The organism is Deinococcus piscis (assembly GCF_014653275.1).
Lineage (GTDB): Bacteria > Deinococcota > Deinococci > Deinococcales > Deinococcaceae > Deinococcus > Deinococcus piscis.
In genome coordinates this window covers 1-25,273 of record NZ_BNAL01000007.1, presented here as the reverse complement: position 1 = coordinate 25,273, position 25,273 = coordinate 1, and the positions used below count along the sequence as shown (strand labels likewise).

Genomic DNA, 25,273 nt, shown 5'->3' with positions numbered 1-25,273 from the left:
AGTGGCACACTGGTCTGGAGACCATCTGGAAGGTGAGAGGCGAGACTTAGCAACGTCACTCTCTACCTCAGCGGGAAGAAAGAGAACACCTTGAACGAACTGGCACAGCGGGCTGAAAAGACAGCCGAAAAACTCATTGCTGACCGCCGCGTGCGGGCAGTGGCGGCGGCTGGCAGCTTTGATACTGACGATGCCTGGGCCGGAAGCGTGCCGACGTATCTGGTCTTTGAGCGCGGTGTGCAGACCACGCAGGATGATCTGCGGAGCGGTATCCGGGTGGTGCGCTTTCCGTACGAGCAACTGGAGCGCTGGCGCGAATGGGAAGCTGCTCGCGCCGAGGCCCCGCTCGGTTTGCTCGCTGCGGGCCGGGCTCTGTACGACCCCACCGGCCATTTTGCCCGGATTCAGCGCCAACTGTGGACCCTCAGCGAGGAGCGGCGAGCCGACTGGCGCGAAGAAACCCTGCGCACTGTCAGCGAGGAGCTGGCCGCCGTCAAGCAGACTTTCCGCACAGCCGGAGCTGGGCCCGCCGAGCAGATCACAGCGCTGGGCGAGGCCCGCCGTTGGGCCACCGAAGCCCTCTATCCAGCGTTGCTGACCCACGCTGGGCTCTGGCCCGAGTTTGAGCTGCGGCTGCCTCACGCCTGGCGCGCCGCTGCCGGGCTGAAGTTTCCCAAATCGGTGTATTTGCTTGAGCAGTTGTACGGCTTTGGCGGACGCGACGAAGCCCGCGCCGCGCTGCTCGCCACCCGTGGCCTCAAGATGCTGCCACAGGAAAAACTGGCCCACGCCGCCTTCAATGCAGGGTATTACGACGGGGCCGTACGCTACCTGCGTGACGAGACCTACGCCCTGCACCGCACCGATATTGCCCGCTGGTCTCACCTGTCAGGCATGCGGCAAAACAAGCTCAGCACCCTGCTGGGCATCACCCGCTCACCGCTGGGGCCAGCTGCCCTCAAAGTGGCCGAGGAACTGCTGAGCACTGTGCGCGAAGGCGAGTAGGCCAGGTTGTAGACCACAAAGTTGCAAGTCACAAAAAAGCCGCCCCGAAGGGCGGTTTTCTTATTCAATGCTAGAGCTTACTTCTCAGCGTGAACGACCAGCTTCAGGGGAATGCTCACTTCAGGGTGAGCCTTGTAGCTGATGTCGTACTCGCCAATTTCCTTGACGGCCTTGGGCATTTCGATCTTGCGGCGGTCCACATCGAAGCCCAGACGGTCCAGGGCGTCGGCCACGTCACCGGAAGTCACAGCACCGTACACTTTGCCTTCGCCGGCGCGTACGCTCAGCTCAATGGCAACGTTTTCCAGGCGGCTGGCGAGGTCTTCGGCAGTGGCCTTCTCCTCGGCCAGGACTTTCTGGCGGCTGCGGATACGGGCTTCCAGCGACTTCATGTTGGCCGTGTTGGCCGGAACAGCCATACCACGGGGAATCAGGAAGTTGCGGGCATAGCCGGGCTTCACGGTCACGATCTCGCCGGTCTGTCCCAGCTTGCCGGGTTCAAGAAGAATCACTTGCATAGCAGGGCTCCTTACTTCCGGACCAGCTTCTCGGTGTAAGGCAGCAGGGCCATCTGACGCGCGACCTTGATGGTCTGCGAGATACGGCGCTGGTGCTTGGCCGAGAGGCCCGTGCGGCGGCGGGGAAGGATTTTGCCAGTGTCGCTCACGAAGCGGCGCAGCATCTTCACGTCTTTATAGTCGGTAATTTCCAGTTCGCCGATGGAGAACGGATCCACCTTCGGCTTGCGGGGGCGCTTGGGGCCCTTGCCGCGCGGTTTACGGTCAGGCTTGGTCATGTTGGTCCTTTAAATGTGTCCGGTCTAACGGCAGCAGAGCGTAAAGAGGCTCAGGGACGGCCCTTCGCCAGAGCGGATACTCGCTCTCGCTCGTGCCTGGGTTTAAGGCCCAGGCTTACCGTTAAAACGGCATATCGTCTTCTTCTGGCGGAATGTCATTGAGGCCTTGATCAATATCTAAGCCCCCCGAACGGTTCCCCGTGCCGGCTCCACCTGCAAAGGGGGCCGAGTACGCTGCACTGCCCGTGGCCTGACGGGGTGCTGCGGGGGTGGCTGCGGCGCTGCCAGTGGCCGCACCTCGGGAAAGGGCTTCGACTCGCGTCGCCTCTACTTTGGTACTGCTGCGCTTGTTGCCATCTTTGTCGGTCCACGACTCGTTCATCAGGCGGCCTTTGACCAGTACAGGATCACCTTTTTTGAGGTTCTGCATGGCTTCGGCCAGTTCGCGCCACAGGGTCACGTCAATCCAGTGCACCTTCTCCTGCTTTTCGCCGGAGCGGTCGGTCCAGTTTTCGTTCACGGCCAGACCTAGGCTGAGCACAGCGTCGCCGCCAGGGGTGTAACGCAGTTCGGGTTCGCGGGTCAGGTTACCCACCACCAGCACTTCGTTCATACCGCCGGCCATTCGCACGCCACCGCCCGCATCTTCGCTCAGTGGGGCCTGGGCCGCCAGCTGCTCGATTCGTAGCGCCTTGACGCGCACGATACTGCGTTTGCCGCCTTCGGGAGAATCCCAGGCGTTGTATTCCAAGCTGCCTTCGACCAGCACCGGGTCACCGGCGCGGTAGCCGCGCTCGCCTTGCCACTCGGCAGGCTTGCCCAGCATGGAAATGCGGTGGTAATACGGCAGTCGCCGCTCTTTGCCGTCGTTGCCCACGATGTGGTCTTCACCGGCCACGGTGGCTTCAAAGACAGCCAGTCCGCTTTGGGTGTAGCGCAGTTCGGGGTCACGGGCCAGCGCACCAATCAGAAAAACGTGATTCATTCCTCGGGCCATAATCATCTCTCCTTATACGTCGCTAGCGATCTTTCAAGTACTCGTCTGTTGTAGGCTAGCGGCCCTGAATTTGCCCCTGTGTCTTTCGCCTGCGCGCCCGGAACCGGGCTGCGGCGAGGGGGTGAATGAAGCATAGTGTGGACAAGCAATTATGTCAATGACATAACGATGTCAACCTGCTGAATGGACCTTGAAGGGGCTCAGGCGCTCTTCTTGGTCTTCCACTCGGGACGGTCCTTGACCACCAACACGCGGTACACGTTGTCGCGTAGACGCAAGTTGCTGGCGATGTCCTTTTCAGGGTTGCCGGCCATCGTGATGGTGTACATCAGGTAGTAGCCTTCGCGGGTCTTGTTGATCGCGTAGGCCAGGCGGCGGTTGCCGAGTTCGTCCAGGTTGGTGATCTCGCCACCCGCGTTGGTCACGGCGCGCTGGATGAATTCCTTTTCGGTTTCCACCTGCTCAGCGCTGATGTTGGGGTTCAGGATTAGGTTCAGGTCGTACTGTGCCATTGTTCATTCACCTCACTTTCAGCCGGCGGTCGGGCAGGTCAGAACAGATGTCAGCCTCGCCCACGCGGCGCAAGTGGGGATTATAGCAGAATCTAAGTGCCGCCTCAGCCAAACCCTGGCGCGACCCGCTATCACTAGAAGCATGGCCCGATTCAAGAATGTTTCCCGTACCAGCCGCTCCAGCAAACTCCGCGCCCTGATGGTGATCGCTCCTATTGCCCTGGAACTGCTGAGTCAGTACCGCAACAGCCAGAAAGCCAAGCGCGGACGCCTGTACCGCCCCAGCAAACGCGAACAGATGTTCGACTCCATCTTGGACCAGGCCAACCGCCGCTTTGGCCGCCAGAGCAAGAGTGGCAAGCGGGGCGGCTTCTTCTAAGCTCAACTTCTTTTCTCTCAGCGTATTCACAACCCCCAGCACCACCAAAGGCTCCGCACCATAAAGGCCCTGTGCCCTGTGGTGCTTCTTTCTGTCTTGTCGTGACGCTTTACCTCTCCTCTCTCCTTGCAGCCTGCCTATGTTTTGGGGCTATGGACTCATCTGAACGCCAGGGCATATTGTCTGTCCTCACGTGGCTTATCACCTGGGAGCCATTCAGCAAATGATCAAACAGCTGTGAGTGCTGTGCCCTGGCCCTAGCGCCAGCGTTCCGGCAGGCCGTATACATTCCACAGGCGCTCTACCCGCGCCTGCACTTTAGGGTCCATCACGATTTTGGGCGGCCACTCACGCACGAAACCTTCTTCGGGCAATTTACGGGCCCCGTCCCAGGCGAGCACCTTGCCGCCGCCAAGCGTATCCAGCACCCAGACATCCCGCTCGGCGTCAATGTTGTTGAGCACCGTCCACCACGCGTCGCCGGGGTCCCGCACGTCCGTCTGTTCGTCACAAATCAGCAGGTGACGTATGCCGGACACTGCGGGATGAGCGGCGAACGCTTCGGCCAGGGCGCGGGCCTGCCCAGCCTGGGTCTTGTCGAGGGCCACGTACCAGTAGCCGTCCGTGGTTTGCCACTGCCCCCTCACGCCTGGAAAGCTGGGCAAATCGGCGGCGGCGTGGGGCTGGAAGGTTTCGGCCACCACATCGTCCGCCTGATCCTCGCGGCTGCTGACGCCAGAGCCGATTTCTTCGGGACGCTTGGTGGTCGCGTCGATAATCAGCTTGCCGCCGTAGCCCCAGCCCCGGCTGGAGTGGTCCAGCACGTCAATCGGGCCACGGGTGGTCAGGGTGTCGCGGCCCGGCTGTGCCTTTTGGGCCACCTCGCGCCACACGGCGTCCATATCGTTGACCTGCACGCCCGCGTCAACCACCACGATCACCTTGGCATTCATCATCTGCCCCAGGCCAAACAGGCCGTTGGCGACCTTGTACGCCTGACCGGGGAACTCCTTATGAATGCTGACCACGACCAGGTTGTGCGCTACACCCGCCGGGGGCATGTGATAATCGGCAATCTCAGGAATAATCAGCTGCGCGGCGGGGAGGAACAGCCGCTCGGAGGCCTCAATCAGATAAGCGTCTTCCATCGGCGGGCGGCCCACGATGGTGGCCGGATACACCGGTTGACGGCGCATGGTCACGGCGGTCACATGGAACAGCGGGTATAGGTCAGGCAGCGTATAAAAGCCGGTGTGGTCGCCAAACGGTCCTTCGACCACCCACTCCTCCTGTGGGTCCACGTAGCCCTCAAGAATAAATTCAGCGTTGGCGGGCACGTCCAGGTCCACCGTGACGCCCCTGACCACTGGATAGCGCTGGCCGCGCAGATAACCCGCCAGCGCAAACTCGTCCAGGCCAGGAATCGGCGGCAGTGGAGCCGTCGCGGCATAGATCAGGGCAGGGTCGCCGCCCAGCGCCACAGCGACAGGCAGCCGCTCCCCGCGTGCCTTGGCTTTCTCAAGGTGGCGGGTGCCGGTCTTGTGGCGCTGCCAGTGCATCCCCGTCGTGTTGCAGCTCATCACCTGCATGCGGTACATGCCCATATTGCGCTCGCCGGTTTCCGGGTCGCGGGTGATCACCAGCGGCAGGGTGACAAAAGGGCCGCCGTCCTCGGGCCAGCACTTCAGCACCGGGATGCGCGAAAGGTCCACCTCATCGCCGCGCCAGACCACTTCCTGCGCCGGGGCCGAGCGCACGCGCCGGGGCGGCAGGTTCATGGCGTCGCCCAGCTTGGGAATGTTGCCCAGCAGCCCCCGCACTCCGCCTTGCCCCTTGAGGTCAATCAGGTGATTGACTTTGGCGGCTAGGTCATCCAGGTCAGCTACCCCCAACGCCAGCGCCACCCGCTCACGCGTACCCAGTGCGCCAATCAACAGCGGGAAATCACTGCCGATGACGTTCTCGAACAGCACTGCGGGGCCACCTTTTTTGACCAGGCGGTCGGCAATCTCGGTAATTTCCAGGTCACGCGATACCGGAGCAGACACCCGCAGCAGCTCGCCGCGGCTATCCAGCAGCCTCATAAAAGTCTGAAGGTCAGGGAAGGCCATACGCTACAGAATACGGGCCAGGGCCGGGCCTTTCTGGCAACAGCGGCCCCAAAGCAACCCCTACGTCACAGCTCAGCGCACAGGTGCGCGTCAGCTGCTGCGGGGCAAGCGCATGACCTGTCCCCAGTAGGAGGTCATCAGGCGCAGCATTTCGGTGTACTCCTGAAACGAAGTCGGCTTGACGAGGTAGCCGCTGGCATGGGCCTGATAAGCACGCTGCACATCATCAGCGTGGTCGGACGTACTCAGCACCAGCACCGGAATATCACTCAGGCGCTCATCCTTTTTGGCATGCTCAAGAAAGGCGTGGCCGTTCATGACAGGCATATTCAGGTCCAGCACAATCAGGTTGGGGCGCAGGCGAGGCTGCTCACCAGGCAGTTCTTCGCCCAGCTGCTGGAGGTAATCCAGCGCCTCTTGCCCATTGGCCATATGAATCACTTTGGTATGCGCCGCCACCTCACCGAGCAGTTCTTGAAACAGCTCAGCGTCGGCTTGCTCGTCTTCCACCAGCAGCAGAAAAAAGGGCTTGGTGGTGGCGTCTGACATCGACATGAAGAGAAGTATAATGGAAAGATCGGCCTGAAGGATCCAGTGTCCTCAACAGGCCTGATTCACCTTTCACTTCCTGCCTCTTTTGGTGCGCTCTGCTGTCACAGTGAACCGCAGCAGCTGGGCACCATTTACCAATGCAGCCACAACCTAGCCGCCTAGACCCGCTGGTTAGGACGCAGGCTGCCGGCCCTGCTCGGCAAACTTCGCTTTCAGGGCACGGGCACTGGCTGGGGGGACCATGGCGTCAATCGGTCCGCCGTAGCTGGCAACTTCCTTGACCATGCTGGAACTGACATAGCTCCAGTGGGTTGCCGCCATGATAAACACGGTTTCCACACCACCGATTTCACGGTTGAGGTGGGCAATCTGCAGCTCATACTCATAGTCGCTGACCGCCCGCAGCCCACGCACGATAATGCCGTGGTCGCTCTTTTTCATGTAGTCCACCAGCAGGCCGTCAAAGCTGTCCACACTGACATTGGGAAGGTGCGCCGTCGCCTCACGCAGAATCGCCAAGCGCTCCTGCAGATCAAACAGATGCCGGCCACTTTTGCGGGCGTTGTGCATCACCGTCACGGTGACTTGGTCAAAAATACGGCTGGCCCTTTCCAGTACGTCCAAATGGCCGTTGGTGATGGGATCAAAGGAACCGGAAAAGACGGCGTTCATTCGGAGTCCAGACTATCAGCGGATGCCCGCCAGTAGATGCTGAGGCTGTTGCTGCCGTAGTGCCGCGTTTCACGCTCAAAGCCGGACACGTCGGGCGGCGTCACCACTTTGTCATGCTGCGCGATCAACAGGCCCTCAGGAGCCAGAATGCTGCTGGCCAGAATCTGCTGGATCAGCAGCGGAATGTCCTGCTTGTAGGGTGGATCGCTGAACACGATGTCGGCCTGTTCTAAGCGGCCCAGCAGGGCCACGGCGTCCCCTTTGAGAATGCGGACCTCGCGCCACAGGTCCAGGTCACGGGCGTTTTGCTCCAGCGCCTTGACACTGCGTCCGTCCTTTTCGACCAGCGTGACGCGGTAGCCACGGCTGGCTGCTTCCAGTCCCACCGCACCGCTGCCCCCGTGCAGGTCCACGAACACCACCGGACGGCTGCCCTCCGGGGGGCGGCGACTTTGCAGCAGATCAAACAGGCTTTTACGAATGCGGGCCCCGCTGGGCCGGGCCGACTCAGGAACTCTCAGTGGACGGCCCTTGGCGCTGCCGCCCAGAATACGCAGGCTCATGCGCAGCAGCGTAGCAGAGGGACAATGGGGCTGGGCGCGGCGCTGGCCCTAGCAAGGGAGCAGCTGGAAGGACACACAGAGCGAAAGCTTCCAGCGTTCCGTCTTCTGCTCCCCCGGGCTGCTATACTTCTCGGCTGGGTGCCTCCCGTGACCCCTGCTTCACGCTGCTCAAGCGTCAGCTGAAGAACTGGCCCCTAAATCACTGCGTCCCCAGGCGGGCCCCGCAGTGGGAGCTGGCACGGGCAACGGCAAAATTTTTCCCATGAACGCTTAAGGAGACTCCATGTCCTACATCAGCATGAAGCAACTGCTGGAAGCCGGCGTGCACTTCGGCCACGAAACCAAGCGCTGGAACCCCAAATTTGGCCGGTTCATCTTTGGTGAGCGCAACGGCATCTTTATCATTGACCTGCAAAAGACCCTCAAGCAGGTGGACCGCTCCTTTGACTACATCAAGGACCTGGCTGAAAAGGGCGGCACCATCCTGTTCGTGGGCACCAAGAAGCAGGCCCAGGAAATCGTGGAACTGGAAGCTCGCCGCACCGGCATGCCCTTCGTGACCAGCCGCTGGCTGGGCGGCATGCTCACCAACTACCGCACCATCCGCACCCGTGTGGAGCGCCTGGATGAGCTGGACGAGCTGTTCGAGTCGGGCCGTATCAATGACCGTCCCAAGGCTGAGCGCGTGCAGCTGGGCGCTGAGCGCGACCGCCTCCAACGCTTTGTGGGCGGCATCCGCAAGATGAACCGTCTGCCCGACGCCATCTTCGTGATTGACCCCACCAAAGAAGTCATCGCAGTCAAGGAAGCCAACAAGCTGGGCATCCCTGTGATTGCCCTGGCCGACACCGACTCCGACCCCGATGTCATTGACTACATCGTGCCTGGCAACGACGACGCCATCCGCTCGATTCAGCTGATCACCCACCGCGTGGGCGACCTGCTGGTGGAAGCCCGTGGCGCTGATGAAGACGTGGAGCAGGGCGAAGGCGAAGAAGGCGAGCGCGTGGAAGACAGCAACGCCGACATTGAAGCCGCTGAAGCCGGTGAGAGCGTGGAGAACGCTCAGGTCACCAGCACCCAGGGCCGTTCCTAAACAGCCCGCTTGGGAGGGGAGTGGCCGCTGGACGCGCCTCTCCCCTTTTTTGGGAGCCGCTGCCTTTGAGTGCCCCTCAGAGCAGCGCCTCTAAGAGCAAGGCAAACCTTTGGCCTAAGGCCCACAGCAGCCGCAGCGGCTAAACTTGTGCAGGTCCTTTTGGCCTTTACTTCAGACCTCAGGAGGTCACGACTATGATGGAATCAATCAAGAAACTGCGTGAAATGACCGGCGCTGGCATGATGGATGTCAAAAAGGCGCTGAGCGACGCCGAAGGCAACGAAGAAAAAGCCGTCGCGCTGCTGCGTGAACGCGGCATCGTGAAAGCAGCCAAGAAAGCTGACCGTGAAGCCAAAGAGGGCCTGGTCCGCTTTGTGGTAGACGGTGGCAAGGCCGCCATGGTCGAAGTGAACAGCGAAACCGACTTCGTGGCCCGCAACGCTGACTTCCAAGCCACTGTGGAGGGACTGGCTCAGGCGGCCCTCAAGGCTGGCACCAGCGACCTGGACACCTTCCGCGAGTTCCAGATGGACAGCGGCGAGAAGGTGGGCGACGCTGTGGCGGCCCTGTCCGGCAAGATCGGCGAGAACATTGTGCTGAACCGTGTGGCCTACATGGAAGGCGACAACCTGGCCGGTTATGTCCACTCCAACGGCAAAATCGGCGTGCTGGCCGATGTTCAGGGCGGCACTCCCGAGCAGGCCAAGGACGTGGCGCTGCACATCGCCGCTGAGAAGCCCGAGTACCTGACCCGCGAAGAAGTCAACGCCGAAGACATCGAAAAAGAGCGTGAAGTGCTGACCAACAAGGCCATTGCCGAAGGCAAGCCTGAGAACATGGTCGAGAAAATCGTGGGCGGCCAGATCGGCAAGTTCTACGAAGAGCGCGTGCTGCCTGAGCAGAAGTTCGTCAAGGACAACTCGCTGACCGTGGCGAAGTACCTGGGTGAAGCCAGCGTTTCCAAGTTCGTCCGCTTCGAGGTCGGCAGCAAGTAAGCCTGGAAGGGGGCTGGCATCCCGCCACCCCTGACCTGTACGGCAGGCGAGCATCCGACGCCCCACCCGGTCAGCCTGCGCTGCCGGGCCTTTTTTTTGACGGCCATAGGTTGTTGATGGGCTACCGCAGCGGTGTGCCTACTCACTTGTCCGGGTTCTTCGGTCCTCACCACTTCACGCCCCCTTCTCCTACGTTTTTACGCGAGGTACACCCATGTTCAAACGAGTTTTGCTGAAACTCTCCGGCGAGTTCCTGTCGGATGACAGCGGCTTTGGCATCAACCCTGACACCACCCGGCAGCTGGCCCAGCTGATTATCAGCGCCCTGGAAGGCACACAGGTCGAGCTGGCTGTGGTAATTGGCGGCGGCAACCTATGGCGCGGTGCCCGCAACGGCAAAGGCATGGACCCGGCCACCGCCGACTACATCGGCATGCTGGGCACCGTGATGAACGCGATGGCCCTGCAAGACGCAATGGAAGCCGCTGGCAAGCCCACCCGTGTGATGAGCGCCATCCAGATGCAGGCGGTGGCCGAGCCGTATATTCGCCGCCGGGCCATTCGCCACCTCGAGAAAGACCGCGTGGTTATTTTTGGCGGGGGCAACGGGGCACCCTTTTTCACCACCGATACCACCTCTACCCTGCGCGCCCTGGAAGTCGGCGCAGATGTGGTGCTGATGGCCAAAAACAAAGTGGACGGCGTATACGACAAAGACCCGCAGAAGTTCACGGACGCCGTGCGCTTTGACACGCTCACCCACATGGACGTGGTGGAGCAGCGCCTGGCCGTGATGGACGCCACCGCCCTGACCCTGTGCATGGACAAGGGGCTGCCCATCGTGGTGTTCGACATTTTCCAGGAAGGCAATCTGCGCCGCCTGTTTGAAGGCGAGCGGGTCGGCACGCTGATCCGTACGCCCGCTGGGAACTGAGACTGGGAGTCACCGCGCTACACTGAAGCCTACTTCGATCCGAGGAGGAGCACTTATGAGCGACATCAACAGCATTTATAAGGACGCCCGCGAACGCATGGGCAAGAGCATTGAAGCGCTGGAAAGCAACCTGAGCGTGCTGCGGACTGGCCGCGCCAACCCCGGCATCCTGAAAAAAGTCATGGTGGAATATTTCGGCTCCACCATGCCGATTGACCAGGTGGCCAGCATCAACGCGCCCGACGCCCGCACCCTGACTGTGACCCCCTGGGACCGGGGCGCGCTGAACCCCATCGAGAAAGCCATCCGCGACTCGGACCTGGGCCTGAACCCCAACAACAAGGGGGACATGATCTTCATTTCGATTCCTGCCCTGACCGAAGAGCGCCGCAAGGAAATGGTCAAGAACGCCAAGGGCTACGCCGAAGAAGCCCGCATCAGCATCCGCAACGTGCGCAAATCCGCGCTGGATGAGGTCAAAAAGCTCGACGACATGGGCGAGGATGAGGTCAAGCGCGCCGAAGCCGAAGTGCAGAAAATCACCGACGAGTACGTAAAAAAGGTGGATGAGGTCTTTGACCGCAAGGAAGCTGAGATTCTGGGCTGAGTCTGACGCTACGGCCTTGCCGCAAGCCAACCTGCTGCCAACCAAAAGGAGCGCTTCCCGGTCACGCTGGGGCGCTCCTTTTGACTGGTGGTCCCTTTCAATTGGCGCTCCGTTTAAGGCGGTGCGCCTTGCGTGCTCGGTGCAGCCCGGTGACCACCTCCTGGGACCGACCCGCTATAGTGACCAAGATTGCCAGCTTGCCCCGCGCCGCCGGCAGAATTTCTCCCCGGAGGCCCCTGTTGGAAACCCTAAGCAGCCGCGTCAGCACCGCCGTCATCGGCTTTTTGGTGGTCAGCGCCGTCGTGTACCTGGGATGGTGGGCCATGCTGCCCGCCCTGCTGCTGGTGTCAGTGATGGGCTTGTTCGAGTACGTGCGAATGCTCGACTACAACGATATTGACGTGCGGCGCGGCACCCTGGCCGTGTTCGGCAGCGCCCTCCTGATCGCCAGCTTGCCGATGCTGCCGGGTCCACCCTGGGAAGGCGGCTCGTGGCGCGAAGTCGTGCTGACCATGGCGGTGGGCTCCCTGCTGGTGCTTGAGGTCATCAAACCTGGCGAGCGGCCACTGGAGCGCATCGTCTACTCGCTGTTCGGGCTGCTGTATATCCCCTGGCTGCTGGGCTACTTCCTGATGCTGCGCTACACCCCCGACGCCGAGCTGGGCCTGCTGTACTTCGCGCTGCCGCTGCTGGCCACCTTCGCGGCAGACATCGGCGGCTTTTTTGGGGGGTACGCGTTTGGGCGGCGCAAGCTGGCTCCTGAAATCAGCCCTGCCAAGACAGTAGAAGGTGCCATCAGCGGGCTGCTGTTTAGCTTTGTGGTGATTGCCGTGCTGACCGAGTTCATTTACCCCATCTGGACCCCGGCAGAAGCCTTTTTGTATGCCGTACTGGTGGCCAGTGCCTCGCAGCTGGGCGACCTGGCCGAAAGCCTGCTCAAGCGTGCCCTCAAGACCAAGGACAGCGGCACCAGCCTGCCCGGCCACGGCGGCTTTTTGGACCGCCTGGACAGCCTGCTGTTTGCGGTGCCGGCCACCTACCTTTATCTGCATATCAGCTTGCTGGGCGGCTAAAGGCGGGACCAAAACACTACTGCAAAAAGGTCTGGTAGGCCGGGTTGGCGGTCTGCTCGGTGAAATCGTAGCCCACTTGCACCAGCGACTCATGGAAGCGCGGCAGGTCCTGGGGCGGCACCTGAATCCCGGCCAGCACACGCCCGTAGTCCGAGCCGTGGTTGCGGTAGTGAAACAGGCTGATGTTCCACTCCTGTCCCAGCCGCAGCAGAAAGTCCAGCAGGGCACCGGGCCGCTCGGGAAAGTTGAAGGAATAAAGCCGCTCGTGAAGGGCTTCGGGGGCGCGGCCACCCACCATATGACGCACATGCACTTTGGCGACCTCATCGTCGGTGAGGTCCAGGACCGGATACCCTGCCTCCTCTAGCTGCTGCACAATGGCGGCGCGGTCTGTGGGCTGCCGCAGCTGCACCCCCACAAAGATGCGGGCATGCTGGCGCGGCGCGTAGCGGTAATTGAACTCGGTCACGGCCAGCGGCCCCAGCACCTCGCAAAACCGTACAAACGCGCCGGGCTGCTCAGGAATGGTCACGGCCAGCACAGCTTCTTTTTGTTCGCCGACCTCGGCCCGCTCGGCCACATGGCGCAGACGGTCAAAGTTCATGTTGGCTCCGCAGGTGAGCGCCACCAGCGTCTGGCCTTTGCCCTCCAGCTGCCGGGCGTAACGCTTGAGGCCAGCCACCGCCAGCGCGCCCGCCGGTTCCATGATGGAGCGGGTGTCGTCGAACACGTCTTTGATGGCCGCGCACACCTCATCGGTGGTTACGGTCAGCCACTCGTCCACATATTCACGGCACAGGGCAAAGGTATGTTCGCCCACCTGCTTGACGGCCACACCGTCCACGAAGAGGCCCACCTGTTCCAGCCAGACCCGCTCGCCAGCGCAGACGCTTAGGCCCATCGCGGCGCTGTCTTCAGGCTCCACACCTACGATGCGCACCGCCGGGTTGAGCGTCTTGAGAAAGGCGGCCACGCCTGCAATCAGGCCGCCGCCGCCCACCGGGACAAAGACCGTGTAAGCCCCGTCCTGCACCTGTGAGAGCAGTTCCAACCCCACCGTGCCCTGACCCGCAATCACCGCAGGATCATCAAAGGGGTGAATGAAGGTCAGTCCGCGCTGCACCTGCACCTCAAAGGCGTGGGCAGCGGCGTCACTAAACGAGTCGCCATAGAGAATCACTTCGGCTCCCCGGTCACGGCAGGCCCGCACCTTGATGTCGGGGGTGGTCACCGGCATCACAATGACCGCCCGCACACCGAGCTGCTGCGCGGAGTAGGCCACGCCCTGCGCGTGGTTGCCTGCCGAAGCGCAAATGACGCCTGCAGCCCGCTCGGCCTCGGAAAGCTGCGACATGCGGTTGTAAGCACCGCGCAGCTTGAACGAAAAGACCGGCTGCTGGTCTTCGCGCTTGAAGTACACCTGATGGCCCAGGCGCTCGGAGAGACGGGGGGCATGTTGCAGCGGCGTCCGCACGGCCACGTCGTACACACGGCTGTTGAGCACGTCACGGACCAGGTCCATGCCAAAAGGGGTGGGAGTTGAAGGTAGAACAGTCATAGGCGTCCTTAGAGAGCTAGGGATGGTGGGCAAAGTAAAAGACACAGAAAAGCGGAAGGCTGCGCCAGCTGCGCGGCGCCTTCCGCCCGGAAGAATCGCTCAGACTTCCAGCTCTTCTTGATTGATAAACGGCATCTTGCGGCGCAGCTCTTTGCCCACCGTCTCCAGCTGGTGCTCGCGCATTTTGCCGCGCTGCTCGTTCATGTGGCTAAAGCCGCCCTGATAGTCGGCGGTAAAGCGGTCCGCGAACGCTCCGCTCTGAATGTCGGCCAGAACTTGCTTCATTTCCTCTTTGGTGCGGGCATTCACGATGCGGGGGCCAGTCACGTAATCACCGAATTCAGCCGTGTTGGAAATGGAGTGGCGCATGCCTTCAAAGCCTTTTTCGTAGATCAGGTCCACAATCAGCTTGACCTCGTGCAGCGTCTCGAAATAGGCGATTTCAGGCTGATACCCGGCTTCCACCAATGTTTCAAAGCCGCTTTGAATCAGGCCGGTCACGCCGCCACACAGCACGGCCTGCTCACCGAACAGGTCCGTTTCGGTCTCTTCCTTGAACGTGGTTTCAAGCACTCCGGCGCGGGTGCAGCCGATGGCGCGGGCGTAGGCCAGCGCCGTGGCCTGGGCGTGGCCCGAAGCGTCCTGACCCACCGCGAAGATGCCGGGCATGCCCGCGCCTTCCTTGTACACCCGGCGCAGCATGTGGCCGGGGCCCTTGGGGGCCACCAGAATCACATCCACATCGGCAGGCGGGGTGATGCGGCTAAAGTGGACATTGAAGCCGTGACCGAATAGCAGGGTCTTGCCCGCGCTCAGGTGCGGGGCAATCTGCTCCTCGTACACTTTGGCCTGCTCCTCATCGGGAATCAGCAGGGCAATCACGTCGGCGGCTTTGGTGGCCTCCGCAATAGACATGACGCTGAGGCCCGCCTGCTCGGCTTTGGCGCGGCTACCGGAACCTTCGCGCAGGCCAATCACCACGTTCACACCACTGCTGTGCATGTTCTGGGCGTGGGCATGGGCCTGGCTGCCGTAGCCGATGACGGCCACCGTTTTGCCTTCGAGGGGCTGCATGGAAACGTCGGCGTCGTAGTACATTTTTGCGGTCATGGTGGGTCTCCTTAAAGGGAACGAAGGGTGAAAACGGGGGCAGAAAGGGGCAAGTGGGACTCTGGGGCTACTGCTCACCCCCATCCCGGCTGCTGGCCTCACGGGGCTGCGGCACTGGGCTCAGGCCCGAAGCCAACGCCGCCAGCGCCTGCGACTCACCGCCATAGACGTGGCTGGCGATATCGGCATTGGAACCACGAATCAGCGCGGCCCGGCCAGTGCGCATGGTTTCCAGAATCCCGAAGGGCCGCATCTGCTCAATAAAAGCCGTGATTTTGCCTTCGTCGCCAGTGACCTCAAACATCAGCGCCTGACGCCCAGCGTCCACAATGCGGGCGCGGAAATCTTCGGCCATCTGGCGGACCTCCAGCCGGGTGTCCTTGTCCACACGCACTTTGAGCAGTACCAGCTCGCGATCCACGTACTTTTCCTGGCTGTGGTCAATGATTTGCAGGACATCGTGCAGCTTTTGCAGCTGGCGCATGGCCTGCTCCACCACGCCGCGCTCCCCGCCCACCACAAACGTCATGCGTGAGATACCGGGAGTTTCGGTGGCCCCCACGCTGAGGCTCTTGATGTTGTAGCCACGCCGCCCAAACAGCGCCGTGATGCGGGTCAGCACGCGGGGTTCATCGCGCACCAGGGCCGAAACAAGATGTTCGCCGCTCACCGCTCACCTCCACGTTGGGCGTCCAGCGCCATGATGGGCACGGCTTCCATGTCATCGCCGGGGGCTTCCACACCATCCGGGCTGTCCTGTACCGTTCCAGTCTGCATCACCCCAGCCCGCACCGGCTCCGTTTCCAGCATCTCGGAGAGCGAGGCCCCAGCAGGCACCATCGGAAACACATGGTGCTGACTGGGCACCACCACTTCCAGCAGCGCCGACCCCGGATGGTTCAGCCAGCCCTCCAGAGCTTCATCCAAACTGGCGCTGTCCTCGGCCCGCCAGCCCGGCACCCCGTAGGCGTCGGCCAGCTTGAGAAAATCAGGGTTGGAGTGGCCCAGCTCCACTTCTGAGTAGCGCTCACCGTGAAACAGCTCCTGCCACTGGCGCACCATTCCCAGATACGAGTTGTTGATGATACAGATTTTGACGTTGCGGATGTCCGCGTGCTTCAGGGTTGCCAGCTCCTGCGCGGTCATCTGAAAGCCGCCGTCACCGGCAATCACCATGCTCACCACATCCGGCTCGGCCAGCGCGGCCCCGATGGCTGCCGGAAAGCCAAAGCCCATCGTGCCCAGGCCGCCGGAGTTCAGCCAGCGGCGCGGACGCTCAAAGCGGGCCAGCTGCGCGGCCAGCATCTGGTGCTGCCCCACATCCGAGCTAAGAATGTCATCCGGGCCGAGCCGGGCCACGACCTGCCGCACCGCCTGCGCGGCTCCCCAGACTTCGGGGTGGTGGCCCCGGCCCTTCCACTCTTCCAGCTGAGCCAGCCAGTCGGGACGCTCCGGAATCTGTGACGGTGCCTGCTCTTTCAGGGCGCGGGCCACCTGCGCGGCGTCTGCACGGACCGGGCAGTGGGTGGACACGATTTTGCCCAGCTCGGCAGCGTCCAGGTCCACATGGATGATGCTGGCCCGTGGAGCAAAGTCGCGCACCCGCCCAGTCACGCGGTCATCAAAGCGCAGGCCGATGCCCAGCAGCACGTCCGCCTCGCTGATGGCGCGGTTGGCCGCCACACTCCCGTGCATGCCTGGCATCCCCAGCCAGAGCGGGTCAGAGGCCGGAAACGCCCCCAGGCCCATCAGGGTGGTGATGACCGGAATGTTCCAGGCGTGGGCCAGCGCCGTGACCTCCGCAGCAGCGTCCAGCGCCCCGCCGCCCACCATCATTACCGGGCGCTCGGCCTGAGTCAGCAACTCCAGCGCCGCCGCCAAAGCAGCTGGCTCCGGCTCACGCGGGGGCAGTGGCGGGTGGGGCCGCAGGTCCGCTGGGCGGTACTCGCAGGCAGCCAGCTGCACATCTTTGGGGATGTCCACCAGCACCGGACCGGGCCGCCCACTGCGGGCAATATGGATGGCCTCGGCAATCACTCGGGGCACATCTTCGGCGCTGCGGACGATGTAGTTGTGCTTGGTGACCGGCAGGGTAATGCCGGTGATGTCGGCTTCCTGAAAAGCGTCGGTGCCGATGAGATGACTGGCCACATTGCCAGTAATCGCCAGCAGCGGCACGCTGTCCAGCATGGCGTCGGCCAGGCCAGTGACCAGATTGGTCGCGCCGGGGCCGGAGGTGGCCAGCACCACGCCCAGTTGGCCGGTGGCCTTGGCCCAGCCCTCGGCGGCGTGGATAGAGCCCTGCTCGTGGCGGCCCAGGATGTGGCGAATCTGCGGAAAAAAGGTCAGGGCGTCGTACACCGGCATGATGGCCCCGCCGGGATAGCCGAATACGGTGTGGACGCCGTGGGCTTCCAGACTGGCCCACAGGGCACCGGCACCGCTCCAGCGAATATCGGGAGAATCTTGGGTTGGGGTCATGGCAGGCTCTCCAGAAAAAGGGTGAGGCGAAAGGGGGCAGGGCGAAGAACTATGGCTCAGGGAAACTAAAAACCCCCACCGGGAGGGGTGGGGGAAGAAACGACGCCAGGATTTCTGGTCTAGTTTTCCCCTGGACCAGAAATTAGTACGATGACAGCCGTAAGCAACATAGTTGGAGCAACTTTACGCTCATCATTGCCGGGCGTCAACCCCTTGCCACATGTGCGGAAATCCCTATGCTGGGAAGATGGATAAGGACCAAGCGAACGCCACACAAGGTCAGGAGACCGAAACCCCTGGGACACCCGCAACCCGCAGACTGAACTGGAACTCATATCAGGTCACTGAAGGCGACGAAAAGGCTCCCAACCGCGCCATGCTGCGTGCCGTCGGCTTCGGCGATGATGATTTCGGCAAGCCAATTGTGGGGGTAGCACACGCCCAGAGCAACATCACCCCGTGCAACAACGGCCTGGGCGAGCTGGCCGGAGCCATCACCGGGGCCATCCAGGCGGCGGGCGGAATGCCTCAGGTGTACGGCACCATTACCGTCAGCGACGGCATCAGCATGGGCAGCGAGGGCATGAAGTGCAGCCTGGTCAGCCGCGAAGTGATTGCCGACTCAATTGAAGCCGTGTCACGGGCGCAGTCGCACGACGGGGTGATTGTGGTGGGTGGCTGCGACAAGAACATGCCCGGTGCCATGATCGGCATTGCGCGGCTGAATATCCCGGCCATCTTTGTGTATGGCGGCACCATCAAGCCGGGGCACCACGGCGGTCAGGACCTGACCATCGTGAGCGTGTTCGAGGCGGTAGGGGCTTACGGCGCAGGCAAGATGAGCCGCGAGGATTTCGAGGCAATTGAGCGCAAAGCCTGCCCCGGCAACGGCTCATGCGGCGGCATGTACACCGCCAACACCATGAGCAGCGCCTTTGAAGCGATGGGCATGAGCCTGCCTTACTCGAGCACCATGAGCGCTGTGGACGCCGAAAAAGCCGACTCGGCAGCGGAGTCGGGCCGCACCTTGATTCAGCTGATTGAGCAGAATTTGCGCCCCCGCGACATCCTGACCAAAGAAGCCTTCGAGAACGCGATTACCGTGATCATGGCGGTGGGCGGCAGCACCAACGCCGTGCTGCACCTGATGGCGATTGCCCACGCCATGCAGGTGGAACTGACGCTGGAAGATTTTGAGCGTATCCGGGAGCGCACCCCGGTGTTCTGCGACCTGAAGCCCAGCGGGCAGTACGTGGCCACCGACCTGCACGCCGTGGGCGGCATTCCCCGCGTGATGAAGATGCTGCTCAGGGCCGGGCTGCTGCACGGCGACTGCCTGACCGTGACTGGGCGCACCGTGGCCGAGAATCTGGCGGACGTGCCCGACGAGCCGGACGCAGGCCAGGACGTGATTCGGCCCTTTGACCAGCCGGTCTATGCCGATGGGCACCTGGCCATCCTGAAGGGTAACCTGGCCCCCAGCGGCAGCGTCGCCAAAATCAGCGGCCTCAAGAGCATCAAGATCACTGGCCCGGCCCGCGTGTTTGACAGCGAGGAAGCGTGCATGGCCGCCATCATGGAAGACCGCATTCAGCCCGGCGATGTGATTGTGATTCGCTACGAAGGCCCCAAAGGCGGCCCAGGCATGCGCGAAATGCTCTCGCCCACCTCCGCCATCATCGGCAAGGGCCTGGGCGACAGCGTGGGCCTGATCACCGACGGGCGCTTTTCGGGCGGCACCTTCGGGCTGGTGGTAGGTCACGTGGCCCCGGAAGCCTACGTGGGCGGCCCGATTGCGCTGGTCCACGAAGGCGACACGATTGAGCTGGACGCCGAGAAGCTGGAACTGAACCTGCATGTGGACGACGCCGAATTGCAGCGCCGCCGCAGCGAATGGGTGCAACCTGCCCCCAACTACACGCGGGGCGTACTGGCGAAATACGCCCGGCTGGTCAGCGGTGCCGAGCGCGGCGCAGTCACCGACTAAGCGAGAGGGTGCAGAGATTGTGATCTGTATCTAGGCTGTGCAAAGATACCAAACAGCCCCTCAAGGCTGAGAAGCATGACAGGAGAAGTGTTTTCCCCGTGCAGGCGGGGATGTTCCGGAGCGTGACCTATGACAATGCCTGAGAATCTCGTTTTCCCCGTGCAGGCGGGGATGTTCCGTCACGGGTTTGTAACTACACTCCACCGCAGTCGTTTTCCCCGTGCAGGCGGGGATGTTCCGCCCGTCATGCCCAGGGCGCTGATGATTTGCGTGTTTTCCCCGTGCAGGCGGGGATGTTCCGAACTCCAGACTGTCGCGCGGACTACTCGCATTGTTTTCCCCGTGCAGGCGGGGATGTTCCGCACGCGCCGGGCAGCCCCCGCGCCGAGTTCTGGTTTTCCCCGTGCAGGCGGGGATGTTCCGCTTACATCAGGGAACATTACCGCGACCCAGAGGTTTTCCCCGTGCAGGCGGGGATGTTCCGCTGCGCCCGCAGGGGGAGGCGGCTGGATGGTGGTTTTCCCCGTGCAGGCGGGGATGTTCCGCGGTGCTGCTGCTGACCCGCTGCACCCGCCTGGTTTTCCCCGTGCAGGCGGGGATGTTCCGGCGGCGCGGGAAGGGCGCATCGCTGACGCCCGGTTTTCCCCGTGCAGGCGGGGATGTTCCGTCGGTGATGGAGTTTATGACCTGCCAGATGGGGTTTTCCCCGTGCAGGCGGGGATGTTCCGAAGCCTGGGAAATCCTGGGCATTTCCGGCGAGGTTTTCCCCGTGCAGGCGGGGATGTTCCGTTTTCCACGCCATCGCCCTCTACCGTCACATGGTTTTCCCCGTGCAGGCGGGGATGTTCCGCGGGGCCGTGAGTACCAGCAGGCGGGCGCGGCGTTTTCCCCGTGCAGGCGGGGATGTTCCGCGGCAGCCCAGGTGTTGAGAGTAGCTATGGCGGTTTTCCCCGTGCAGGCGGGGATGTTCCGCGCCTTCACCCTGGTGCAGACGCTCTGGCAGAGTTTTCCCCGTGCAGGCGGGGATGTTCCGCGCAGTTCTCGCCTGAGCGGGGAACGTCGGCCGTTTTCCCCGTGCAGGCGGGGATGTTCCGAGGCGGATGCAATCTGCGCCCTGATTCCCGAAGTTTTCCCCGTGCAGGCGGGGATGTTCCCCCATCGCGTTTATTGCGACGGGGCCAGCAAACGTTTTCCCCGTGCAGGCGGGGATGTTCCGGGTGCGCTAAAGGCCCAGCGTCGGATGCAGGGGTTTTCCCCGTGCAGGCGGGGATGTTCCGCGTGAAACCGGCCCCAATCGTGAACGGCGCGCGTTTTCCCCGTGCAGGCGGGGATGTTCCGACTTCACTGACCGCACTCCCAATTATGGCGATGTTTTCCCCGTGCAGGCGGGGATGTTCCGAAAATGGCCGTGGACGTGAAACCGGCCCCAATGTTTTCCCCGTGCAGGCGGGGATGTTCCGCTCGTAACCTGCAAAGGTCTTGCCGTTGGTCAGTTTTCCCCGTGCAGGCGGGGATGTTCCGCTCGTAACCTGCAAAGGTCTTGCCGTTGGTCAGGTTTCCCCGTGCAGGCGGGGATGTTCCGCCCCCCGAACCTGAACGGAACGGGGGCTGGGTGTTTTCCCCGTGCAGGCGGGGATGTTCCGTGCAACTCCTGAATCCTGAGCGCATCCGGTTGGTTTTCCCCGTGCAGGCGGGGATGTTCCGCTCCTCTACTGGACCGGCTACGTCCTGGGCACGTTTTCCCCGTGCAGGCGGGGATGTTCCGGTGGGCACCTCCACGCCGTCCACTGTCATGTGGTTTTCCCCGTGCAGGCGGGGATGTTCCGCACCTGGAGGCGTACCGCACTGCCGCTGAGGCGTTTTCCCCGTGCAGGCGGGGATGTTCCGTTTGGCGGCGCAGTGGCCGCACTTCCGGCAATGTTTTCCCCGTGCAGGCGGGGATGTTCCGACTTGTACTCCGTGGTTTGCCAGAACAGGAAAGTTTTCCCCGTGCAGGCGGGGATGTTCCGTTTGGTCAGCAACCGGATGCGCTCAGGATTCAGTTTTCCCCGTGCAGGCGGGGATGTTCCGGCATCGCTGGTTTGCCACCCCTTGACCACGTTGTTTTCCCCGTGCAGGCGGGGATGTTCCGGCATCGCTGGTTTGCCACCCCTTGACCACGTTGTTTTCCCCGTGCAGGCGGGGATGTTCCGGTCTCTTCATCCCCGGCAATGGCGCGGCATTCGTTTTCCCCGTGCAGGCGGGGATGTTCCGAACTCTCTTCTCAGCCAATGGAGAGCTTTTTGGTTTTCCCCGTGCAGGCGGGGATGTTCCGCCGAAATGGGCCACCAGGGCGCATAGCGCCCGGTTTTCCCCGTGCAGGCGGGGATGTTCCGTGGAACCGGAGCCGGAGCCGACGCCGGAACCGGTTTTCCCCGTGCAGGCGGGGATGTTCCATCTTTTTCCCACCCTCCCGCGCCCCCTCACCCGCATGCGGCATCATGGGCCCTGTGAAGCTCACGGTTCTTGGCAGTACAGGCAGCATCGGCACACAGACGCTCGACGTGGCGCGGCAGCGCGGCTGGCGGGTGGAAGCACTGGCAGGCGGACGCAACCTGGACCTGCTGGAAGCCCAGGTGCGTGAGTGGCAGCCCGCCGCCGTGGCGGTGGCCGAGGCGAGCTACGCCCAGGCCAAAGCCCGCTTCGGTCAGACCGAAGTGGTGCCGCTGGAGGAGCTGGCCGTCCGTGAAGCCGACGTGGTGGTCAACGCCATCGGGGGCCTGCCAGGCCTCTCCCCTACCCGCGCTGCACTGGAAGCGGGCCGGGCCGTAGCGCTGGCGACCAAGGAAGCGATGGTTACCGCCGCGCCCCTGATCTGGGCAGCGGCAGCGCAGGGTGGCGGCAGTCTGGTGCCGATTGACTCGGAGCACACCGGCATCTACCAGTGCTTGGTGGGCGAACGCCTCAGCGACGTGGCCGAGCTGATCCTGACCGCGTCGGGGGGGCCGTTCCGTCTCGGCCCTGTTGACCTGAGCGGGGTGACACCTGAGCAGGCACTGAACCACCCCAGCTGGAGCATGGGCCAGAAAATCACGGTGGACAGCGCCACGCTGCTCAACAAGGGCCTGGAAGTGATGGAGTGCGCGGCACTCTATGGTCTGCCACTCTCGCAGGTGCGGGTGGTGGTGCATCCACAGAGCATCATGCACGCGGCAGTGCGCTGGCGCGACGGCAACCTCAGTGCCAACTTTGGCCCCACCGACATGCGGCTGTCCATTGCCTACGCCACCGAGGCAGCGGCGGCGGGCGGCATGACCCGGCCAGGCGAAGTGGTAGGAGCGCAGCGCGGTGAAGGCGCAGCCGAACATCTGGCCTGGCCGCTGGAAGGACAGTGGGAATTCCACGCGCCCGACCTGGCACGCTTCCCCGCACTGGCACTGGCCTACCGTGCGGGTGAGGCTGGGGGCCTGCTGCCCGCCGCCCTCAACGCTGCTGATGAGGTCGCCGTGCCTGCCTTCCTGGCCGGAAACATCGGGTTTCTGGATATTCCCCGCGTCATCGAGCAGGTGCTGGACGAGTGCCCCCAGGAGTCGCTGAATTGGGACACTCTGGAGGGTGTGCAGGACTGGGCCACCCGCCGGGCGCAGGAACTGTGCAGCACTTCGGATAGGGTGCAGCCATGAACCCCATGCAGGCCATTGCGGCGGCCCTCAGCCCGCAGGGCATCCTCTGGACGCTGCTGCTGCTGAGCGTGATCACAGCGCTGCACGAGCTGGGCCACTACTGGGCAGCCCGCAAGCAGGGCGTAAAGGTGGACTCGTTCAGCGTGGGCATGGGGCCAGTGCTCCTGCGCAAACAGTGGCGCGGCACCGAGTGGCGCATCTCGCTGCTGCCGATTGGCGGATACGTGCAGATAGACGGCATGGCCCCAGAAGAAGCCTCCGACGGCACACTGAGGCATGCCAGTACCGGCTTTGCGGCGCTGCCCCCGCTGGGCCGTATTGGGGTGTTGTTGGCCGGGCCACTGGTCAACCTGCTGCTGGCCATTGGCCTGATGACCGTCACCTTCAGCGCCCTGGGCGTGGCTGCCAATGACCGCATCCGGGTGGGCGAGGTGATCGCAGGGTCACACGCCGAGCGCCTGGGCCTGCGCGTGGGCGACGACATTGTGGCGCTCGACGGTCAGGACATTCCCGACCAGGCTGAGATTGCTGGCAAGACTGGCCCCGGCTACCTGCTGCTGGGCGAACTGCTTAACGAGGCCGGGCCGCATACCCTGACTGTGCAGCGCACCGGCGAGGCTGAGCAGCGCCAGCTGGCCTTCGACTGGACGCCAACGCTCAATGGTGAGCGGCAACTGCTGGGCATTCGCTACGGCCCGGGCAGCCAGCCGGTAAGCGTGCTGCAGGCCCTGGGCCGCTCACTGCAAACCACCGCCGAGGCCGTGCCGCTGGTCGTGAATTCCTTTGCGGGGCTGCTGGGCGAGATGCTCAGTCTGAACCTCAAGGGCGAGCAGACCGACGATGTGGGCGGCCCCATCCGCATCACCGAGACGGTCAGTCAGGCAGCGGCACTGAACGGCTGGGCCCTGGTCCAGATTGCCACCCTGCTCAACCTGTCGCTGGCCGTCTTCAACCTGCTGCCTATTCCGGGCCTGGACGGTGGCCGCATCGCCCTGGTCCTGATCGAGATGCTGCGGGGCCGCCCGCTCACCTTTCAGCAGGAGCAGAGCGTCACCGCCGCCGGGTTCTTGTTCGTCATGCTGCTGATGGCGTTCGTGCTGGTGCGGGATGTGACGCGGTTCTTCTGAATCTGGGCCAGCGGGCGGGCGGGCGGGCGCTGTTAAACTTCCAGCATGTCAAGCCCCGAAACAGTCACAGAGCAGGCAATCTGGGACTTTGTTCACGCCTATGACGCCACCATAGAGACGCTGCCTGACGCCTTCCAGTTTGGTGACTCGCCCGATATGGCAGACCGGCTGCTGGCGCTGGTCCTGTCGGGTCAGAAAGTCGCCACCACCGGCTGGCCTGCCGACCCCAGCATTTACCCTGGGATGCTGTCCATTGTATTGGACGGCCAGGGTCAACCGGGTGCCCTCATCCGAACGGTCAAGGTGGAGCAGGTCCCATTTTTGCAAGTGACCGCCGAATTCGCCGCTGCAGAGGGCGAAGGCGACCTGACGCTGGACTGGTGGCGCGACGCCCACCGCACATTTTTTGGCCGTCAGCAGACAGACCGGCCTTTTGGCGACGCCGAGCGGGTGCAGTGCGAAACGTTTGAAGTGGTGTGGCCTGAGCCTGCTGCCCCGGCAGTCCCGAACGCTGACTCGCCGGTCAGCCGGAACTTCCCGCCCAGGGACCGCACCGAATAAGGCGGTATTCCCGGCCCAGAGCGCGTTCCAGCGCATCCAGAAACCTACTGACCTCGCCGTGAAAGTGCGCCTCTTCCCCTTCATTCCAGGGCATAGGCGGTCCATACCACCCCACAGCGTCGTCCCAACGTTCCATCAGGGCTTCTCCCCAGAGGGTCAGGTCACGCGGCAACATCAAGTCGCGCAGGGATACTGGATAGTCGAAACACTGCCGGGCGTTCTCATTGGCACTCCACAGGCAGATATGGGTACCAGACTCGAAGAAAAACCGGAACTCATAGACCGGTTCGCGCAGGTCATCAGCTGAAATGGACCGCACGGCAGGCATGCCCAAGGTTTGCATGACAGGGTTAAAGGTTAACCGTTCGGGTTCAGCTTCCAAAGGATTGCGCTGGGATGTTCGGTCCCGAGGTGCTGTGGGCAGACTTTAGAGCATTTGACATAAGAATATTCCAGGATAGGCGTGGGTCATCCAGGCGGAAATGTCTTGTGTGG

The 25,273-nt window shown here is 62.8% G+C and carries 24 protein-coding genes and 1 CRISPR repeat array; of the genes, 11 read left to right on the top strand and 13 right to left on the bottom strand.

Features of this window, described 5'->3' with window-relative positions:
• Window positions 1-90: 90 nt before the first annotated feature.
• On the top strand, window positions 91-1,005 hold the full coding sequence (locus tag IE158_RS04120) for a hypothetical protein (RefSeq protein ID WP_189642410.1): 915 nt from the start codon (window positions 91-93) through the stop codon (window positions 1,003-1,005).
• A gap of 77 nt (window positions 1,006-1,082) precedes the next feature.
• Here IE158_RS04120 and rplI read toward each other — a convergent pair whose 3' ends face one another.
• The 4 genes from rplI to rpsF all read right to left on the bottom strand — a co-directional run bounded on the left by rplI (window position 1,083) and on the right by rpsF (window position 3,310).
• Window positions 1,083-1,523 carry a 50S ribosomal protein L9 gene (gene rplI, locus IE158_RS04115; RefSeq protein WP_189642409.1) on the bottom strand — a complete coding sequence of 147 codons (441 nt, stop codon included), beginning with the start codon at window positions 1,521-1,523 and terminating at the stop codon, window positions 1,083-1,085.
• Window positions 1,524-1,534: 11 nt separating this feature from the next.
• Window positions 1,535-1,801: a 30S ribosomal protein S18 gene (gene rpsR / locus IE158_RS04110; protein WP_013614161.1), complete on the bottom strand. Its 267-nt coding sequence runs from the start codon at window positions 1,799-1,801 to the stop codon at window positions 1,535-1,537.
• A 121-nt stretch (window positions 1,802-1,922) separates the two neighbouring features.
• Window positions 1,923-2,798 carry a single-stranded DNA-binding protein gene (ssb, locus tag IE158_RS04105; protein WP_189642408.1) on the bottom strand — a complete coding sequence of 292 codons (876 nt, stop codon included), beginning with the start codon at window positions 2,796-2,798 and terminating at the stop codon, window positions 1,923-1,925.
• Between the two features lie 200 nt (window positions 2,799-2,998).
• Window positions 2,999-3,310 carry a 30S ribosomal protein S6 gene (rpsF, locus tag IE158_RS04100; protein WP_189642407.1) on the bottom strand — a complete coding sequence of 104 codons (312 nt, stop codon included), beginning with the start codon at window positions 3,308-3,310 and terminating at the stop codon, window positions 2,999-3,001.
• Window positions 3,311-3,452: 142 nt separating this feature from the next.
• On the opposite strand from rpsF, the gene IE158_RS04095 reads away from it, so the two are divergent.
• The gene (locus IE158_RS04095) at window positions 3,453-3,689 is read left to right on the top strand and encodes a hypothetical protein (RefSeq protein WP_189642406.1); all 237 of its coding nucleotides are present in this window, start codon (window positions 3,453-3,455) and stop codon (window positions 3,687-3,689) included.
• A gap of 257 nt (window positions 3,690-3,946) precedes the next feature.
• Here IE158_RS04095 and IE158_RS04090 read toward each other — a convergent pair whose 3' ends face one another.
• From IE158_RS04090 to IE158_RS04075, 4 genes are all read right to left on the bottom strand, one after another.
• Window positions 3,947-5,800, bottom strand: coding sequence for a menaquinone biosynthesis decarboxylase (locus tag IE158_RS04090; RefSeq protein WP_189642405.1), 1,854 nt, complete (start codon window positions 5,798-5,800; stop codon window positions 3,947-3,949).
• A gap of 90 nt (window positions 5,801-5,890) precedes the next feature.
• On the bottom strand, window positions 5,891-6,355 hold the full coding sequence (locus IE158_RS04085; RefSeq protein WP_229838888.1) for a response regulator: 465 nt from the start codon (window positions 6,353-6,355) through the stop codon (window positions 5,891-5,893).
• A 168-nt stretch (window positions 6,356-6,523) separates the two neighbouring features.
• On the bottom strand, window positions 6,524-7,024 hold the full coding sequence (gene coaD / locus IE158_RS04080; RefSeq protein ID WP_189642404.1) for a pantetheine-phosphate adenylyltransferase: 501 nt from the start codon (window positions 7,022-7,024) through the stop codon (window positions 6,524-6,526).
• Window positions 7,021-7,587, bottom strand: coding sequence for an RsmD family RNA methyltransferase (locus tag IE158_RS04075; protein WP_189642403.1), 567 nt, complete (start codon window positions 7,585-7,587; stop codon window positions 7,021-7,023). Before IE158_RS04075 ends, coaD begins: the two co-directional genes overlap by 4 nt.
• Window positions 7,588-7,870: 283 nt before the next feature.
• Here IE158_RS04075 and rpsB point away from each other — a divergent pair, with 283 nt between their 5' ends.
• The 5 genes from rpsB to IE158_RS04050 all read left to right on the top strand — a co-directional run bounded on the left by rpsB (window position 7,871) and on the right by IE158_RS04050 (window position 12,292).
• On the top strand, window positions 7,871-8,683 hold the full coding sequence (gene rpsB / locus IE158_RS04070) for a 30S ribosomal protein S2 (protein WP_189642402.1): 813 nt from the start codon (window positions 7,871-7,873) through the stop codon (window positions 8,681-8,683).
• Between the two features lie 194 nt (window positions 8,684-8,877).
• Window positions 8,878-9,678, top strand: coding sequence for a translation elongation factor Ts (tsf, locus tag IE158_RS04065; protein ID WP_189642401.1), 801 nt, complete (start codon window positions 8,878-8,880; stop codon window positions 9,676-9,678).
• A gap of 214 nt (window positions 9,679-9,892) precedes the next feature.
• Window positions 9,893-10,612: a UMP kinase gene (pyrH, locus tag IE158_RS04060; RefSeq protein WP_189642400.1), complete on the top strand. Its 720-nt coding sequence runs from the start codon at window positions 9,893-9,895 to the stop codon at window positions 10,610-10,612.
• Window positions 10,613-10,667: 55 nt separating this feature from the next.
• Complete coding sequence (frr, locus tag IE158_RS04055) at window positions 10,668-11,219, top strand: ribosome recycling factor (protein WP_189642399.1); 552 nt, start codon at window positions 10,668-10,670, stop codon at window positions 11,217-11,219.
• Between the two features lie 239 nt (window positions 11,220-11,458).
• Window positions 11,459-12,292, top strand: a complete 834-nt coding sequence (locus IE158_RS04050; protein WP_189642482.1) for a phosphatidate cytidylyltransferase — start codon at window positions 11,459-11,461, stop codon at window positions 12,290-12,292.
• Between the two features lie 16 nt (window positions 12,293-12,308).
• On the opposite strand, the gene ilvA is transcribed toward IE158_RS04050, so the two are convergent.
• From ilvA to ilvB, 4 genes are all read right to left on the bottom strand, one after another.
• Window positions 12,309-13,850 carry a threonine ammonia-lyase, biosynthetic gene (gene ilvA / locus IE158_RS04045; RefSeq protein WP_189642398.1) on the bottom strand — a complete coding sequence of 514 codons (1,542 nt, stop codon included), beginning with the start codon at window positions 13,848-13,850 and terminating at the stop codon, window positions 12,309-12,311.
• 99 nt (window positions 13,851-13,949) lie between these two features.
• The gene (gene ilvC / locus IE158_RS04040) at window positions 13,950-14,960 is read right to left on the bottom strand and encodes a ketol-acid reductoisomerase (RefSeq protein ID WP_189642397.1); all 1,011 of its coding nucleotides are present in this window, start codon (window positions 14,958-14,960) and stop codon (window positions 13,950-13,952) included.
• A 67-nt stretch (window positions 14,961-15,027) separates the two neighbouring features.
• On the bottom strand, window positions 15,028-15,630 hold the full coding sequence (gene ilvN / locus IE158_RS04035; RefSeq protein ID WP_189642396.1) for an acetolactate synthase small subunit: 603 nt from the start codon (window positions 15,628-15,630) through the stop codon (window positions 15,028-15,030).
• Window positions 15,627-17,441: a biosynthetic-type acetolactate synthase large subunit gene (gene ilvB / locus IE158_RS04030; protein WP_189642395.1), complete on the bottom strand. Its 1,815-nt coding sequence runs from the start codon at window positions 17,439-17,441 to the stop codon at window positions 15,627-15,629. The genes ilvN and ilvB overlap by 4 nt, the downstream gene beginning before the upstream one ends.
• A gap of 247 nt (window positions 17,442-17,688) precedes the next feature.
• Between ilvB and ilvD the strand changes: the two genes are divergently transcribed.
• The 4 genes from ilvD (at window position 17,689) to IE158_RS04010 (ending at window position 24,778) form a co-directional block, all read left to right on the top strand.
• On the top strand, window positions 17,689-19,428 hold the full coding sequence (gene ilvD, locus IE158_RS04025; RefSeq protein WP_229838887.1) for a dihydroxy-acid dehydratase: 1,740 nt from the start codon (window positions 17,689-17,691) through the stop codon (window positions 19,426-19,428).
• Window positions 19,429-19,517: 89 nt separating this feature from the next.
• Window positions 19,518-21,864: a CRISPR direct-repeat array (repeat unit 29 nt; unit sequence GTTTTCCCCGTGCAGGCGGGGATGTTCCG).
• Between the two features lie 44 nt (window positions 21,865-21,908).
• Window positions 21,909-23,090 (top strand): 1-deoxy-D-xylulose-5-phosphate reductoisomerase, encoded by a 1,182-nt coding sequence (gene dxr / locus IE158_RS04020; protein WP_189642394.1) that lies wholly within the window; start codon window positions 21,909-21,911, stop codon window positions 23,088-23,090.
• On the top strand, window positions 23,087-24,217 hold the full coding sequence (locus IE158_RS04015) for a M50 family metallopeptidase (RefSeq protein ID WP_189642393.1): 1,131 nt from the start codon (window positions 23,087-23,089) through the stop codon (window positions 24,215-24,217). The genes dxr and IE158_RS04015 overlap by 4 nt, the downstream gene beginning before the upstream one ends.
• 45 nt (window positions 24,218-24,262) lie before the next feature.
• A complete protein-coding gene (locus IE158_RS04010) occupies window positions 24,263-24,778 on the top strand; it encodes an ASCH domain-containing protein (RefSeq protein WP_189642392.1) in 516 nt (171 codons plus the stop codon).
• Here IE158_RS04010 and IE158_RS04005 read toward each other — a convergent pair.
• Complete coding sequence (locus IE158_RS04005) at window positions 24,741-25,121, bottom strand: hypothetical protein (protein WP_189642391.1); 381 nt, start codon at window positions 25,119-25,121, stop codon at window positions 24,741-24,743. The two genes, IE158_RS04010 and IE158_RS04005, sit on opposite strands and share 38 nt — an antisense overlap.
• Window positions 25,122-25,273 lie beyond the last annotated feature (152 nt).

What these genes read in the sequence shown, in the direction of transcription:
- tsf (WP_189642401.1), top strand. Translation starts at nt 8,878, where the DNA reads ATGATGGAATCAATCAAGAAACTGCGTGAAATGACCGGCGCTGGCATG.
- IE158_RS04075 (WP_189642403.1), bottom strand. Translation starts at nt 7,587, where the DNA reads ATGAGCCTGCGTATTCTGGGCGGCAGCGCCAAGGGCCGTCCACTGAGA.
- rpsF (WP_189642407.1), bottom strand. Translation starts at nt 3,310, where the DNA reads ATGGCACAGTACGACCTGAACCTAATCCTGAACCCCAACATCAGCGCT.
- IE158_RS04005 (WP_189642391.1), bottom strand. Translation starts at nt 25,121, where the DNA reads ATGCAAACCTTGGGCATGCCTGCCGTGCGGTCCATTTCAGCTGATGAC.
- pyrH (WP_189642400.1), top strand. Translation starts at nt 9,893, where the DNA reads ATGTTCAAACGAGTTTTGCTGAAACTCTCCGGCGAGTTCCTGTCGGAT.
- ssb (WP_189642408.1), bottom strand. Translation starts at nt 2,798, where the DNA reads ATGGCCCGAGGAATGAATCACGTTTTTCTGATTGGTGCGCTGGCCCGT.
- IE158_RS04095 (WP_189642406.1), top strand. Translation starts at nt 3,453, where the DNA reads ATGGCCCGATTCAAGAATGTTTCCCGTACCAGCCGCTCCAGCAAACTC.
- rpsB (WP_189642402.1), top strand. Translation starts at nt 7,871, where the DNA reads ATGTCCTACATCAGCATGAAGCAACTGCTGGAAGCCGGCGTGCACTTC.
- IE158_RS04010 (WP_189642392.1), top strand. Translation starts at nt 24,263, where the DNA reads ATGTCAAGCCCCGAAACAGTCACAGAGCAGGCAATCTGGGACTTTGTT.
- IE158_RS04015 (WP_189642393.1), top strand. Translation starts at nt 23,087, where the DNA reads ATGAACCCCATGCAGGCCATTGCGGCGGCCCTCAGCCCGCAGGGCATC.
- ilvA (WP_189642398.1), bottom strand. Translation starts at nt 13,850, where the DNA reads ATGACTGTTCTACCTTCAACTCCCACCCCTTTTGGCATGGACCTGGTC.
- coaD (WP_189642404.1), bottom strand. Translation starts at nt 7,024, where the DNA reads ATGAACGCCGTCTTTTCCGGTTCCTTTGATCCCATCACCAACGGCCAT.
- ilvC (WP_189642397.1), bottom strand. Translation starts at nt 14,960, where the DNA reads ATGACCGCAAAAATGTACTACGACGCCGACGTTTCCATGCAGCCCCTC.
- IE158_RS04090 (WP_189642405.1), bottom strand. Translation starts at nt 5,800, where the DNA reads ATGGCCTTCCCTGACCTTCAGACTTTTATGAGGCTGCTGGATAGCCGC.
- ilvD (WP_229838887.1), top strand. Translation starts at nt 17,689, where the DNA reads ATGGATAAGGACCAAGCGAACGCCACACAAGGTCAGGAGACCGAAACC.
- rpsR (WP_013614161.1), bottom strand. Translation starts at nt 1,801, where the DNA reads ATGACCAAGCCTGACCGTAAACCGCGCGGCAAGGGCCCCAAGCGCCCC.
- ilvB (WP_189642395.1), bottom strand. Translation starts at nt 17,441, where the DNA reads ATGACCCCAACCCAAGATTCTCCCGATATTCGCTGGAGCGGTGCCGGT.
- dxr (WP_189642394.1), top strand. Translation starts at nt 21,909, where the DNA reads ATGGGCCCTGTGAAGCTCACGGTTCTTGGCAGTACAGGCAGCATCGGC.
- frr (WP_189642399.1), top strand. Translation starts at nt 10,668, where the DNA reads ATGAGCGACATCAACAGCATTTATAAGGACGCCCGCGAACGCATGGGC.
- IE158_RS04085 (WP_229838888.1), bottom strand. Translation starts at nt 6,355, where the DNA reads ATGTCGATGTCAGACGCCACCACCAAGCCCTTTTTTCTGCTGCTGGTG.
- rplI (WP_189642409.1), bottom strand. Translation starts at nt 1,523, where the DNA reads ATGCAAGTGATTCTTCTTGAACCCGGCAAGCTGGGACAGACCGGCGAG.